Consider the following 15121-nt stretch of genomic DNA (forward strand, 5'->3'; position numbering starts at 1 on the left):
TGACGGGCGAACAGTTTAACACAAAGAGCGAAGAATCCCAATTTCTCGGGTTATTCTTAGTCTGCCTGCTTACGCAGGAAGGCTGGAATATCCAGATAGTCAGGCTCTTTGTTAGTTTGTGCACCCGGATCGTTGACCACTTTAGCGGCAGGTTTTTGTTCCTGCGGCAGCGGGGCCATACCGTGCTGCTGATAGCGGTTGTCAATCAATGGCTGAGTAGTCTGCTTGCTGGTCACCAAAGTTATCTCAGGACGCTTATCCATGCCGATGCCGGTTGCCACCACGGTGACGCGCAGTTCATCGTTCATCTCCGGATCGAGCGAAGTACCGATAACCACAGTAGCGTTGTCTGAAGCGAAAGCACGGATAGTGTTACCCACGGTTTCAAACTCATCCAGACGCAGGTCAAAGCCAGCGGTGATGTTAACCAGAACGCCACGCGCGCCTGACAGGTCGATATCTTCCAGCAGTGGGCTGGAGATTGCCATTTCAGCGGCTTCTTCCGCACGGTCTTCACCGCATGCCACGCCTGAACCCATCATCGCGTAGCCCATTTCGGACATTACGGTGCGCACGTCAGCAAAGTCGACGTTCATCAGGCCCGGACGGGTAATCAGTTCTGCAATACCCTGCACCGCGCCTTTCAGCACGTCGTTAGCCGCGCCGAACGCGTCCAGCAGGGAGATACCGCGACCCAGCACTTTCAGCAGCTTGTCGTTTGGGATCGTGATCAGTGAATCGACGTGCTTGGACAGCTCGGCAATTCCCTGCTCGGCAAACGCCATGCGCTTTTTGCCTTCGAAGTTAAAGGGCTTTGTCACTACGGCAACGGTCAGGATGCCCAGCTCTTTCGCCACTTCCGCCACAACAGGCGCAGCGCCGGTACCGGTACCGCCACCCATACCTGCGGCAATGAACACCATGTCTGCACCTTCCAGTGCCTGACGCAGTGCTTCGCGATCTTCTTCTGCAGAGTTACGGCCCACTTCCGGGTTTGCACCCGCACCAAGGCCTTTAGTAATGCCATTACCAATCTGAATGGTCTGGCCTACGGCAGTTTTGCGCAGTGCCTGGGCGTCAGTGTTTACGGCAAAGAACTCAACGCCTTCAATACGCTCACGCACCATATGCTCAACCGCGTTACCGCCGCCGCCACCGACGCCGATGACTTTAATCACCGCGTCGTTGGTTAATTCCATAGGTTCAAACATAATTTCTCTCCGTTATGTGCCTGTTCGCCTGGAGATCACTAAAGTAAGTCTAGCATGATCCCCTGAGGTAAAAATTAAAACTCTTTTCTCAGCCAGCTGTTGATTTTCTTGAACCAATTACCCACTGAGGCTCTTTTTTCTACTTCTGCCTCACCGTTAAGGTGAGATTCTTTTCCGTAGTGCAGTAAGCCCACCGCCGTTGAGTAGTACGGCTCCTGCGCGTAGTCCGTTAATCCAGTAATATTCAGCGGCTGTCCGATACGGACCTGCGTGTGGAACACACGCTGGGCGCAAGCCGCTAATCCTTCAATTTGTGCCGCGCCGCCGGTCAGTACAATACCGGCCGCGAGGTGATGTTTAACGCCCTGCTGGCGTAACTGCTCCTGCAACTGCAGGATTTCGTCGTTCACCAGATTCAGCAGCTCGGTATAACGAGGCTCAATCACTTCAGCCAGCGTCTGACGCTGCAGGCTGCGCGGTGGACGACCGCCTACGCTTGGCACTTCCACGTTCTCGTCTTTACCGACAATCGAACCCAGTGCGCAACCGTGACGTACTTTTATTGCTTCAGCATCTGTCGGCGGTGTGCCGAAGGCGTAAGCGATATCGCTGGTGACCACGTTACCCGCATACGGGATCACTTTGGTGTGACGCAGCGCACCGCCGGTGTACACGGCGATATCCATGGTACCGCCACCGACGTCGACCACACAGACGCCCAGCTCACGCTCATCTTCGGTCAGCACGGCAAAACTCGATGCCAGCCCGGCGAAAATCAACTGGTCAACTTTCAGGCCACAGCGCTCAACCGCTTTGACGATGTTCTTCGCCATATCGTTGTGACAGGTAATCAGGTGTACTTTGGCCTGCATACGCACACCGGATAAACCGACCGGGTTTTTAATCCCTTCCTGATAGTCGATCGCATATTCTTGCGGAATAACATGGAGGATGCGGTGCTCATCACGAACACGGACGGATTTAGCGGTGTGTACCACATTCTCCACATCTTCCTGTGTCACTTCCTCTTCGGAAATAGGAACCATCCCTATTTCGTTCTGACAACTGATATGTTTGCCCGATAATGCAAGGTAAACCGACGAAATCTGGCAGTCAGCCATCAGTTCGGCCTGATCGATAGCGCGCTGTACGCATTTCACTACCGACTCAAGGTCGTTGACGCCGCCTTTATCCATCCCACGCGACGGGCAACTGCCCACCCCGATAATATTAACCATGCCATCAGGCAGAACTTCCCCTACCAGGGCGGCGACCTTCGCGGTGCCTATCTCGAGTCCAACTACCAGTTTTCTGTCCGTCGACTTGATCATTGTTGTTTAGCCTGTGCCTGAGTCTGTTGCTGTTGCTGATTACTGTCAGCGGCCGCTACGGGTGCTGGTGCCCATCCTACTGCCGCGCCTGAGTCGTAACGCAGGTCAACATAGGTGATCAGTTTGTTTTCCGCCTGCGCCTGCTGTTGCAGAGTGGGGTATAACTCGATGAAGCGCTGTAAACGCTTCATGTCTTCGTTACGCCCCAGCTCAAGGCGGATGTCATTGTCTAACACCAACTGCCACGAACGCCGTGCGGTCATAGACGCCGCTTTCAATTTCAATTTACTGGCCGCCAGTGCGGAACTCATCTGGTGGAAACCGGTTAACACTTCAGACTCGCTGCCCTCCGGGCCGTACAACATCGGCATCACTTCTTTGCCGAGATGACTGGCCGGGACGCTGAACGATTTTCCATCCGCGTCAACCATATGCACATCATTCCAGCGTGCAACCGGGACATACTCAACCAGATGAATTTTTAATTCGTCTGGCCACTGCTTACGTACGCTCACCTGTTGGATCCACGGCAAACGCTCAATCTGCTGCTGAATAATATCGACATCCTGCGACATAAACGTGCCCGGCTCTCCGAGCGATAAAATCGCCTGGCGGATATCATCGTTGGTGGTGAAGTGCGTCTGCCCGGTGACCACCAGCTTTGACAGCGGCAGCCGCGAGGCATCATTCATCCACTTCAGCACCACTAAGCCCCCGGCCACCATCACACCGATCACCATCAGCAGAAAGACGATCCCTGCCAGGCGAGAGCCGTTACTACGCCCGGTACGCGCTTTTTCCTGCGCTTCACGGTTACGGACATTCAAAGCAGCCTGAGACATATCAGTCGGCCAGTTCCAGAATGCGCGCTACTAACTGAGAGAAGCTCATACCCGCCTGTTTTGCCCCCATCGGCACCAGGCTGTGGCTGGTCATTCCAGGGGAGGTATTCACCTCCAGCAGATAGAAGCGTCCATCGCCACCCATCATGACGTCAACACGGCCCCAGCCGCTGCAACCCAGCGCACGCCAGGCGGCAATCGTCAGTTCGCTTAATTCGGCTTCCTGTTCAGCGCTCAGTCCTGACGGGCAGAAGTACTGAGTGTCGTCAGAAATGTATTTCGCCTGATAGTCATAGAACTCACTGGCGCTCTGGATACGGATCGACGGCAGAATTTCGTCGCCAATCACACCCACGGTGTACTCTGGCCCGCTGAGAAACGCTTCCACCAGCACTTCATCGTCGTGACGGAACGCTTCATCCAGTGCCGCCGGGAACTGATAGGCTTCATTAACCCGCGAAATACCGACGCTGGAACCTTCACGGCTCGGCTTGACGAATAACGGCAGCCCGAGCGCGTCAATACTTGCCAGTTCTTCCGCCGTCAGGCCCGCATCCATCTGCGCACGTGTCAGCGCGACAAATGGCGCAACCGGTAAGCCACAGCCCTGCCACAGATACTTGCTGCGCAGTTTATCCATGGTGATCGCCGAGGCCATCACGCCGCTGCCGGTATAAGGGATGTCCAGATATTCCAGCACCCCCTGTAACGTACCGTCTTCACCCCCGCGACCGTGCAGGGCGATAAAGGCTTTATCAAAGCCCTCGTCTTTCAGGCGCATCACCGGGAAATCACGAATATCCACCGGATGTGCATCAATACCCGCTTCCTGCAGGCCTTGCAGTACCGCAGCACCCGATAACAGTGATACGTCACGTTCTGCGGAGGTTCCACCCAGCAATACCGCTACTTTCTCAGCCATGATGTTCCTCTTTAATCATCTGCAGTTGTAACTTTTGGTCAGCCAGAGTGCGGGCAATACGCCCGACGTTGCCAGCACCCTGTACCAGAATCAGATCGTTGCCGGAAAGTTTCGGCAACAACATTTCCAGTACCGCATCGTGGTCAGAGACCAGAATAGGGTCAACTTTGCCGCGACCTCGAATGGTACGGCACAGGGAGCGGCTGTCGGCACCGGGGATCGGTGACTCACCGGCGGCGTAAACATCCAGCATCAGTAACACATCGACCTGCGACAGGACGTTAGCGAAATCGTCATACAAATCGCGGGTACGGGTATAGCGGTGCGGCTGGAAAATCATCACCAGATTTTTATCCGGCCAGCCTGCACGTGCAGCTTTAATTGTGACATCCACTTCGGTCGGATGATGGCCGTAATCGTCGACCAGCATCGCGGTGCCCGCCTTGCCGTTCACTTCCGCCAGCGGATATTCGCCGAGGAAATCAAAGCGGCGCCCGGTGCCCTGGAAACTCAGCAGCGCACTGAGGATATCTTCATCGTCGATATTCTCTTCGGTGGCCACTGCCACGGCGGCTGCGGCATTCAGCGCGTTATGGCGACCCGGTGCATTCAGCGTAACGTGCATCAGCGGTTTGTCGTGACGCACCAGAGTAAAGTGCCCCTGCGCACCGCGCTGTTCGTAATTCTCTACGCGTACGTCTGCATCTTCGCTGAAGCCGTAAGTGGTAATCTGGCGACCTACGCGTGGGATCAGGTCACGGATCACCGCATCATCGACGCACAGCACGGCACGGCCATAAAACGGCAGGTTGTGCAGAAAGTTGATAAACGTCTGCTTTAAATTTTCGAAGTCACCTTGGTAGGTATCCATGTGGTCAGCTTCAATATTGGTGACAATCGCCACCATCGGTTGCAGATGCAGGAACGACGCGTCGCTCTCATCGGCTTCTGCAATCAGGTAGCGGCTGCTGCCCAGTCGTGCATGGGTGCCCGCCGCTTTCACCAGGCCACCGTTAACGAAAGTCGGGTCGAGACCGCCCTCAGCATAAATGCTCGACACCATGGCCGTGGTGGTGGTTTTGCCATGCGTACCGGCAATGGCGATGCCATGACGGAAGCGCATCAGTTCAGCCAGCATTTCGGCACGGCGGATCACCGGGATACGCGCTTCGCGCGCGGCCACCACTTCCGGGTTGTCCTGTGATACCGCGGTGGAGACAACCACAACGCTGGCATCACTGACGTTCTCAGGGCGATGGTTAAAATAAATGGTCGCCCCCAGCGCGCTCAGATGCTGCGTCACCGCGTTCGGTGCCAGGTCTGAACCACTGATTTCATAACCTTCGTTCGCTAACACTTCGGCAATACCGCCCATGCCAGCACCACCGATGCCAACAAAGTGAATGTGCCGGACGCGACGCATCTCGGGCACGATAGAACGCAGTTTTGCCAGTTGCTGTGTATTCATTTCTTACCTGTGTTGCTGCGGGTCAGGCATGCCTGACCCCGACAGTTTTAGGCCAGGCGTACCTGACCCCTGAAAATCATTTTGCCGCTTTGCTCACTTCCGCCGCGACACGCTCTGTTGCATCCGGGATAGCCACCGCGCGGGCTTTTTCTGCCATCTGCATTAACGTTGCGCGATCCCAACGGGTCAGCGTGGCAGCGACCACCTCAGCGGTGAACTGCGGCTGCTCATAAATTTTTGCTGCACCGGCCTGTTCCAGCGGGAGCGCATTCCAGTACTGCTGACGATCTTTATGCTGGAAAGGCACAAAGATTGCCGGTAAACCGGCCGCCGCCACTTCACTTACGGTCAGTGCGCCAGAACGACAGACCACGACATCGGCCCAGGCGTAGGCACTTGCCATATCGTCGATAAACTCCGACACCCGATGCTGCGTCTGGTTCACCCGCGCGTAATGCTGATTCACCGCATCCAGCGCACCCTTGCCGACCTGATGCCACAGTTCGATGTTCTCACCGAGCAGCTCTGCCACCTGGGGCATCGTCTGATTGAGCACGCGAGCACCCTGGCTGCCGCCGATCACCAGGATACGTGTCGGCCCCTGACGCCCTGCCAGACGCACTGCCGGCAACGGCAGCGCCAGCACATCGGTACGAACCGGGTTACCCACCACCTCAGCTTCAGGAAAGGCCCCCGGAAAGGCCTGCATCACTTTAGTGGCAATCTTCGCCAGCCATTTATTCGTTAAGCCGGCAATCCCGTTCTGTTCGTGCAGCACCACCGGAATGCCACAGCTCCATGCTGCCAGGCCACCCGGCCCGGAAACATAACCGCCCATCCCCAGCACCACATCCGGCTTCCAGGCTTTCATAATCGCCCGCGCCTGACGCCAGGCGTTAAAGATACGCAGTGGCGCAGCCACCAACGCTTTCAATCCTTTGCCGCGCAGCCCGCTGATGCGGATAAAATCAATGTCGATACCGTGCTTAGGAACCAGATCCGCTTCCATACGATCGGCGGTTCCAAGCCAGCGTACCTGCCAGCCCTGTGCCATCAGATGGTGTGCCACCGCCAGACCGGGGAAAACATGCCCACCGGTTCCGCCAGCCATCACCATCAGTCGCTTTCCACTCATCGACTATCCCCTGCTGAACGCCTGGGCTTTCGCCAGGCGCGTCTCGTAATCTATGCGCAACAAAAATACCAGGGCGGTCGACATAATGATCAGACTCGACCCGCCATAACTGATCAGCGGCAGCGTCAGACCCTTGGTCGGTAACATGCCCGCTGCGGCCCCGACGTTCACCAACGCCTGGAAGCTAAACCAGACGCCGATTGAACAGGCCAGGAAGCCCGAAAAACGCTGATCGAGCTCTAATGCACGACGTCCGATGGACATGGCGCGAAAAGCGACGAAGAATACCATTAACAGCGCTAAAACCACACCGATATAACCCAGTTCTTCACCGATAATCGAGAAGATAAAATCGGTATGTGCTTCCGGTAAATATTCCAGTTTTTGCACAGAATTTCCCAATCCCTGCCCCCAGAATTCGCCACGCCCGAAAGCCATCAACGACTGAGTTAACTGGTAACCACTCCCAAAGGGATCTTCCCACGGATTCCAGAAAGACGTGACGCGGCGCATACGGTAAGGTTCAGCAACAATAAGCAAACAGACGGCGAAAATACCGGAGCCGATAATCGCCAGAAACTGCCACAGCTTGGCGCCGGCAAGAAACAGCATTGCCAGCGTCGTCACAAACAGTACGACAACGGTACCGAGGTCAGGCTGGGCCAGCAGTAATACCGCCAGAACCACCATCACGCCCATCGGCTTACAGAAGCCCCAGAAGTTGTTGCGCACTTCCTCTACCTTGCGCACCAGATAACTGGCGAGATAGCAAAACAGCGAGAGCTTAGACAGTTCAGCAGGCTGGATACGCAACGGCCCCAGGGCAATCCAGCGCGATGCTCCGTTCACCGAGCTGCCGACCACCAGCACGATCAGCAGCATGGCGATGGTCGCCATCAGCATAACGTTGCTGTAACGCTGCCAGAAATCCATCGGCACACGCAGGGTCACCAGCGCCATGCCCACCGCCAGCAGGATGTAAAAAGCATCACGCTTGGCAAAATAGAACGGATCATCGTTCAGACGCTGACCTACCGGCATTGAGGCCGAGGTCACCATCACAAAACCGAGAATTGCCAGGCCAAAGGTGAGCCACAGCAGCGTACGGTCATACAGTACGATCGAACTGGTATCGCTTTCGCGTGACCCCATCACCCACGACTTCAGGCGGTCGGAAAGGCCACCCGCAAGGCTCAGACCCGGTAGACGCATCATTCAGCCTCCCGCGCCAGCTGAGCAAACGCGTCACCGCGCTGCTCGAAATTTTTAAACTGATCGAGACTGGCGCAGGCAGGCGACAGCAGAACCATGTCGCCAGGCTTCACCTGAGCGGCGATCTGCTGCACCGCTTCAGCCATCGTTTCTGTCTGCACGGCGATGTCCGGGCGTAATGCCGCCAGCGCTTCGCCATCGCGGCCAAAGCAGTAAGTGCGGATACGATCGCCCTGCAGATACGGGGCCAACGAGCTGAAGTCGGCTGATTTGCCGTCTCCGCCCAACAGCAGCCACAGCGTACCCTGCACCTGTAACCCTTTCAGCGCGGCTTCTGTGCTGCCGACATTGGTGGCCTTGGAATCATTAATCCAGCGTACGCCGTTCTGCTCATGGACCAGCTGGAAACGGTGTGGCAGGCCGCCAAAGGTAGTGAGCGCTTTCAGGCTGCTGGCACGCGGCAGACCAACGGCATCGGCCAGCGCCAGCGCCGCCAGCGCATTGGTATAGTTATGCTGACCAACCAGATTCATTTCGCCGGTATTCAGCACCCGCTCCCCCTTCACCCGCAGCCAGGTACTGCCCTGTTGCTGAGTGAGGTGATATTCGCCCACGTTGACACCAAAACTGACGCAGCGTTTATCTGCGCCACGAACCGGCATCGTCATGGCATCATCGGCGTTGACCACGCAGACGGCGGCGTTTTCGTAGATTCGCAGTTTAGCGGCGCGATACTGCTGCATTCCCAGCGGATAACGATCCATATGATCTTCAGTCACGTTGAGGATAGTCGCCGCAGCGGCCTGCAGGCTGTCGGTCGTTTCCAGCTGGAAGCTGGAAAGTTCCAGGACATAAAGCTGTGCAGGATTTTCCAGCAGCATCAGCGCTGGCAGACCAATATTGCCGCCAACACCGACCTGCCAGCCGGCAGACTTCGCCATTTCACCCACCAGCGTAGTGACCGTGCTTTTTCCGTTGGAACCGGTGATCGCCACGATCGGTGCCTGCGCTTCCCGGCAGAACAGTTCAATGTCACCGACGATGTCAACGCCAGCGTCTGCGGCTGCCATCAGTGACGGATGCGCCAGCGCCATACCCGGGCTGGCAACAATTAAATCGGCGCTTTGCAACCAGTCGTCGTTTAACGACCCCAGCCAGCATTCAACCGTTTCCGGCAGCTTTTCCAGCCCCGGCGGCACGACACGGGTATCCATCACGCGAGGCGTAACGCCGCGCGCGACAAAGAAATCAACACAGGAGAGGCCGGTCAGCCCCAGGCCGATGATGACCACTTTTTTACCCTGATAGTCAGCCATGATTAACGCACCTTCAGTGTTGCCAGGCCAATCAGCACCAGCATCAGTGAAATAATCCAGAAGCGCACGATGACGCGTGGTTCTGGCCAGCCTTTCAATTCATAGTGGTGGTGGATAGGTGCCATGCGGAAAATGCGCTGCCCGCGCAGTTTGAACGACCCTACCTGAAGGATCACCGACAGGGTTTCCACCACAAACACACCGCCCATAATCACCAGCAGGAACTCCTGGCGCAGCAGCACGGCAATAGTGCCCAACGCACCGCCCAGTGCCAGCGAGCCAACGTCACCCATAAAGACCTGTGCCGGATAGGTGTTAAACCACAGGAACCCTAAGCCCGCACCGACGATGGCCGTACAGACGATGACCAGCTCGCCGGCATGGCGCAGATACGGAATATGCAGATATTCAGCAAATTTGACGTTACCCGTCGCCCAGGCGACCAGAGCAAAACCGGCGGCAACAAACACAGTCGGCATAATCGCCAGACCGTCCAGGCCATCGGTCAGGTTAACCGCGTTGCTGGTTCCGACAATGACAAAGTAAGCCAGCAGCAGATAAAGCAGCCCCAGCTGTGGCATCACATCTTTAAAGAACGGCACCACCAGCTCGGTCGCCGGGGTGTCTTTACCAATCATGTACATCACAAAAGCCACGCCGAGCGCGATCACTGACTGCCAGAAATATTTCCAGCGGGCAATCAGCCCCTTAGTGTCTTTGCGCACCACTTTGCGGTAGTCATCAACAAAACCGACGATGCCGTAACCCACCAGTACAAACAGCACGCACCAGACATAAGGGTTAGAAGGATACGCCCACAGCAGCACCGAAATGGTGATCGAGGTGAGGATCATAATCCCCCCCATCGTCGGGGTGCCGCGCTTGCTGAAGTGCGACTCAGGGCCATCGTTACGTACAACCTGACCAAATGACATTTCCTGCAGACGGGCAATCATTCGCGGCCCCATCCACAGAGAGATGAACAGCGCGGTCAAAAGGCTGACAATGGCGCGAAACGTCAGATACGAAAAGACGTTAAAGCCAGAATAAAATGTGACCAGATGTTCGGCCAGCCAAACTAACATGTGCCTTTCTCCTGTAAAGTGTGCACTACCTGCTCCATGCTGGCACTGCGCGACCCTTTAACCAATACGGTAATCTTTTGATGTTGCGAGAGAAGCTCCAGCGCACGTGCGCTGAGCGCTGTCTTATCGGGGAAGTGCTCACCGACGCCGCTGGCATCAGAGATCCCCTGACTCAGTGAACCCACACTCAGAACTTTATCGATGCCGGCTGCATGAATCGCCGCGCCAACCTGGCGATGGCACTCAGCGGCTTCGGCGCCCAGTTCTCCCATATCGCCAACAATCATCACGCGATAGCCCGGCATCTCCGCCAGCACCTGTGCCGCTGCCGTCATCGATCCAACGTTAGCGTTGTAGCTGTCGTCCAGCAGCAGCTGTTCCGCGCCCAGCACGACCGGGAACAGACGCCCCGGTACGGCTTTAAGCGTGCTCAACCCTTTCTGTACCGCACTCAGCGGAGCACCAACGGATAACGCCAGCGCGCTGGCAGCCAGTGCATTGGCAATATTGTGACGTCCTGGCAACGGCAGCGTTACCGCCACATCGCCCTGCGGAGAATGCAGGATAAAGTGCGTTCCCTGGGTATTGAAGGCCACACCGGTGGCATAAAAATCACTCTCGGCCTGCTGCTCTGGCGAAAAACGCCAGACGGTTTTACCGTGCAGCGCCTGCTGCCAGTGCGGCCAGTCGTTACTGTCGCTGTTAATAATGGCGGTACCGTGCAGCGGCAGACCGTTAAAAATTTCGCCTTTGGCTTTCGCCACGCCAGCCAGCGATCCGAAACCTTCCAGATGTGCTGCCGCGAGGTTATTGACCAGCGCCGTTTCCGGGCAGGTCAGCCCGGTGGTATAGGCGATTTCACCCTGGTGGTTAGCCCCCAGTTCGATGACGGCATACTGGTGTTCTGCCGTCAGACGCAGCAGCGTTAATGGCACACCGATATCGTTATTCAGGTTACCGGCGGTATACAGCGTTTCGCCGCACTCACGCAGGATGGCAGCCGTCATCTCTTTCACTGAGGTTTTACCGGATGACCCGGTCAGCGCGACGACGCGCGCGCCGGACTGCTGACGAACCCAGCCAGCCAGCTGCCCCAACGCGATTCGCGTATCGGCCACCACCACCTGCGGTACGGCAACAGGTAAGTGCTTACTAACCAAAAGAGCAAGAGAACCGGCGCTGAGCGCATCAGCGACAAAGTCATGTGCATCGAAACGCTCGCCTTTCAGCGCGATAAACAGACAGCCTGCGGTAACTTTACGCGTATCCGTAGTGACTGCCTCAATCGTCAGGTCACCGCCGAACAGCGTACCGCCGGTGATCTCAGCCAGTTGCTGTAGTGTGAATGGCATCATGCGATCACCCCCAGCAGGCGGGCAACGGTAACCCGGTCGGAGTAGTCAAAGCGCTGATTACCGATAATCTGGTAGTCCTCATGGCCTTTTCCTGCCACTAAAACAATGTCGCCTTCCTGCGCCTGCATCACAGCGTTAGTGACCGCTTGCGCACGTCCCAACACCACGCGGGCACGTCCGGCATCAAGCAGGCCGCTCAGCACGTCAGCAACAATCGCCGCCGGATCTTCACTGCGCGGGTTGTCGTCGGTAATGACGACCACATCGGCAAACTGTTCAGCAATCGCGCCCATCAGCGGTCGCTTACCTTTGTCACGGTCACCGCCGCAGCCAAACACGCACCACAGCTGGCCTTTGCAATGCAGGCGCGCCGCAGCCAGCGCTTTTTCCAGCGCATCTGGCGTATGGGCATAGTCCACGACCACGGTGGGTTTACCCGGTGCGGTAAAGACTTCCATACGCCCGGTCACCGGCAGCAGTTGACTGGCCGTCGCCGTCAGGGCAGCCAGCGGATAATTGAGCGACAGCAGTGTGGCCAGCGCGACCAGCAGATTGCTGACGTTAAAGGCCCCCATCAGACGGCTGTCGATTTCACCCGGCCCCCAGCTGGAGTCAAAGCGTACCGAGGCTCCACCGTCGTGATAGCGCACTTCTGTCGCATTCAGCCAGCGCCCGCGACAGGCCGGATTAATGTTGTTTTCCATGCTGACGGCCACGGCGTCCGGCAATTTTTGCAGCCAGCGACGCCCCACTTCGTCATCCGCATTAATAATGGCCTGACCGACCTGATGCTCAGAGAACAGCAGCCATTTCGCGGCTTCATAACGCGCCATATCACCGTGGTAGTCGAGATGATCGCGGCTGAGATTAGTAAAGGCGGCAGCAGCAAACGGCAGGGCAGCCACGCGGTGTTGTACCAGACCGTGGGAAGAGACTTCCATCGCAGCCAGCGTAGCTCCCTTGTTGACCAGCGAGGCCAGCAGGTGCTGCACATCAACCGCAGAGCCGGTGGTGTTCTCAGCAGGGGTCAGATGGCCATAAACGCCGTTTCCTACCGTGCCCATCACCGCGCCGGTCTCGCCCAGCAGCTGCGCCCACTGCGCCAGCAGTTGGGTAATGGTGGTTTTGCCGTTCGTTCCCGTCACGCCAATCAGCTTTAGTTTCTCACCCGGCTGCTGATAAAAACGTCCGGCCAGCGCCGATAAGCGCTGGGACAGCTGCGCGAGGTAAATCACCGGCACACCGTGCATCAGCACAATCTGCCCGTCTTCCGCTTCACCTTCTGCTTCAGCAATCACTGCCGCAACGCCCTGAGCAATCGCCTGGGGAATAAAGCGGCGCCCGTCAGCCGCATGGCCTTTAATCGCCACAAACAGATCGCCAGACGCCGCAATACGGCTGTCCAGCGTCATGTCACGCAGCGGAAGCTCCGGTGCACCTGGCACCCAGGGTGCCAACAGGTCGCGCAGATTACGATCGGTCACTCGATCCCTCTTTCTTGTTAGTTACCATGTCGTTCTTGTCAGTGGTGGGTAACGCATCCGGCTCAACATTCATGGTGCGTAACACGCCGCCCATAATGGCGCCAAACACGGGCGCGGAAACCGCACCACCGTAATATTTACCGGCCTGAGGGTCGTTAATGACCACCACCAGCGCAAAGCGAGGGTTGCTTGCCGGTGCAACACCTGCGGTGTAAGCAATGTATTTATTGACGTATTTGCCATCCGGCCCAACTTTCTTCGCCGTACCGGTTTTAATCGCAATGCGGTAACCCTTGATCGCCGCTTTCACGCCGCCGCCACCGGGCAGCGCAACGCTCTCCATCATGTGCAGCACCGTACGGACCTGCGCTTCAGGGAAAATGCGCTGACCCGCTACCGGCGGGTCAACTTTGGTAATGGACAGCGGGCGATAGACGCCATAGCTGCCCATCGTTGCATAGACTCGCGCTAGCTGTAACGGCGTTACCATTAGCCCGTAGCCGAAAGAGAAGGTGGCCCTCTCTATGTCAGACCACCGTTGTTTTTGAGGATATAAGCCACTACTTTCTCCGACCAACCCCAAATTGGTCGCTTTGCCTAACCCAAAACGAGAGTAAGTATCTACTAACGCACTGGACGGCATCGCTAACGCCAGTCTGGAAACACCGACGTTTGACGACTTCTGTAGTACCCCGGTCAGGGTTAATTCGCTGTAACGTGCCACGTCTTTAATTTCATGGCCGTTAATCCGGTAAGGCACGGTATTCAGTACGCTGCCTTCACGCACCACGCCGCGTTGCAGAGCCGTCATCACCACCATCGGTTTAACGGTTGAACCCGGTTCGAAAATATCGGTGATGGCGCGGTTACGCATCACATCTTTCGTGGTGCCGCTGAGATTGTTCGGGTTATAGGCCGGGCTGTTTGCCATCGCCAGCACTTCACCGGTATTAACATCCACCAGCACCGCGGTCCCGGATTCCGCCTTGTTAAAGGCCACGGCGTTATTCAGCTCACGATAGACCTGCGCCTGCAGACGTTCATCGATGCTCAGCGCGAGGTTATGTGCAGCCTGACTGTCAACCGAGGAGATATCTTCAATCACGCGGCCGAAACGATCTTTACGCACCGTCCGTTCGCCCGGCTGGCCGGTGAGCCACTTATCAAAACTTTTCTCAACCCCTTCAATGCCCTGCCCGTCGATATTGGTAAAACCGATCAGATGCGAGGTGACCTGCCCGGCCGGATAGTAACGGCGCGACTCTTCACGCAGGAAGATGCCTGGCAGTTTGAGTTTCTTGATGTAATCGCCAATCGCCGGGTTAACCTGACGAGCAAGATAGACAAAGCGACCATTCGGGTTGGCATTAACACGGGCCGCCAGCTGATCGAGAGGGATGGAAAGCGCGTCCGAGAGCGCTTTCCAGCGGCTGTCGAGCGTGATGCCGCCCTTGTCATGCAGTTCTTTCGGATCGGCCCAGATCGCATTCACCGGCACACTCACCGCTAGCGGGCGGCCGGCACGGTCGCTGATCATCCCGCGTGAGGTGGGGATCGCCTGAACGCGCAGCGAGCGCATGTCGCCTTCACGTACCAGACGGTCAGGGTTGATCACCTGCAGATAGGCGACCCGCAGCAGCAGGCCGACCAGCGCCAGAAAAATACAGCCACACAGCAACGCAAAACGCCAGCTGACAAAGCTGGCTTGATCTTCCGTGCGTTTCGACTTCTGCGTCTTTGTTGCGGCTCTCATTGAGTCC

Annotated in this window: 12 protein-coding genes; all 12 read right to left on the reverse strand. The window is 56.9% G+C overall.

What is annotated here, in order from left to right; translation table 11 throughout:
- Window positions 1-56: 56 nt before the first annotated feature.
- Window positions 57-1211: a cell division protein FtsZ gene (gene ftsZ, locus ABEH87_RS10600; RefSeq protein ID WP_346576346.1), complete on the reverse strand. Its 1155-nt coding sequence runs from the start codon at window positions 1209-1211 to the stop codon at window positions 57-59.
- Window positions 1212-1285: 74 nt separating this feature from the next.
- Window positions 1286-2542, reverse strand: coding sequence for a cell division protein FtsA (gene ftsA / locus ABEH87_RS10605; protein ID WP_048914885.1), 1257 nt, complete (start codon window positions 2540-2542; stop codon window positions 1286-1288).
- Window positions 2539-3384, reverse strand: a complete 846-nt coding sequence (ftsQ, locus tag ABEH87_RS10610; protein WP_346576347.1) for a cell division protein FtsQ — start codon at window positions 3382-3384, stop codon at window positions 2539-2541. The genes ftsA and ftsQ overlap by 4 nt, the downstream gene beginning before the upstream one ends.
- Before the next feature lies 1 nt (window position 3385).
- Window positions 3386-4306, reverse strand: coding sequence for a D-alanine--D-alanine ligase (locus ABEH87_RS10615; RefSeq protein ID WP_346576348.1), 921 nt, complete (start codon window positions 4304-4306; stop codon window positions 3386-3388).
- A complete protein-coding gene (gene murC / locus ABEH87_RS10620) occupies window positions 4299-5774 on the reverse strand; it encodes a UDP-N-acetylmuramate--L-alanine ligase (protein WP_346576349.1) in 1476 nt (491 codons plus the stop codon). The genes ABEH87_RS10615 and murC overlap by 8 nt, the downstream gene beginning before the upstream one ends.
- A 76-nt stretch (window positions 5775-5850) precedes the next feature.
- The gene (murG, locus tag ABEH87_RS10625; RefSeq protein ID WP_346576350.1) at window positions 5851-6909 is read right to left on the reverse strand and encodes an undecaprenyldiphospho-muramoylpentapeptide beta-N-acetylglucosaminyltransferase; all 1059 of its coding nucleotides are present in this window, start codon (window positions 6907-6909) and stop codon (window positions 5851-5853) included.
- A 3-nt stretch (window positions 6910-6912) separates the two neighbouring features.
- Window positions 6913-8121, reverse strand: coding sequence for a cell division protein FtsW (gene ftsW, locus ABEH87_RS10630; RefSeq protein ID WP_346576691.1), 1209 nt, complete (start codon window positions 8119-8121; stop codon window positions 6913-6915).
- Window positions 8121-9437, reverse strand: coding sequence for a UDP-N-acetylmuramoyl-L-alanine--D-glutamate ligase (gene murD / locus ABEH87_RS10635; protein ID WP_346576351.1), 1317 nt, complete (start codon window positions 9435-9437; stop codon window positions 8121-8123). The genes ftsW and murD overlap by 1 nt, the downstream gene beginning before the upstream one ends.
- Window positions 9438-9439: 2 nt before the next feature.
- Entirely contained in the window at window positions 9440-10522 is a 1083-nt protein-coding gene (mraY, locus tag ABEH87_RS10640) for a phospho-N-acetylmuramoyl-pentapeptide-transferase (RefSeq protein WP_346576352.1), read from the reverse strand.
- Complete coding sequence (murF, locus tag ABEH87_RS10645; protein ID WP_346576353.1) at window positions 10516-11877, reverse strand: UDP-N-acetylmuramoyl-tripeptide--D-alanyl-D-alanine ligase; 1362 nt, start codon at window positions 11875-11877, stop codon at window positions 10516-10518. The genes mraY and murF overlap by 7 nt, the downstream gene beginning before the upstream one ends.
- A complete protein-coding gene (murE, locus tag ABEH87_RS10650) occupies window positions 11874-13361 on the reverse strand; it encodes a UDP-N-acetylmuramoyl-L-alanyl-D-glutamate--2,6-diaminopimelate ligase (protein ID WP_346576354.1) in 1488 nt (495 codons plus the stop codon). The genes murF and murE overlap by 4 nt, the downstream gene beginning before the upstream one ends.
- Entirely contained in the window at window positions 13348-15114 is a 1767-nt protein-coding gene (locus ABEH87_RS10655; protein WP_346576355.1) for a peptidoglycan glycosyltransferase FtsI, read from the reverse strand. Before ABEH87_RS10655 ends, murE begins: the two co-directional genes overlap by 14 nt.
- Window positions 15115-15121 lie beyond the last annotated feature (7 nt).

The sequence above is a fragment of the Erwinia sp. Eh17-17 genome (assembly GCF_039675725.1).
Classification (GTDB): domain Bacteria; phylum Pseudomonadota; class Gammaproteobacteria; order Enterobacterales; family Enterobacteriaceae; genus Erwinia.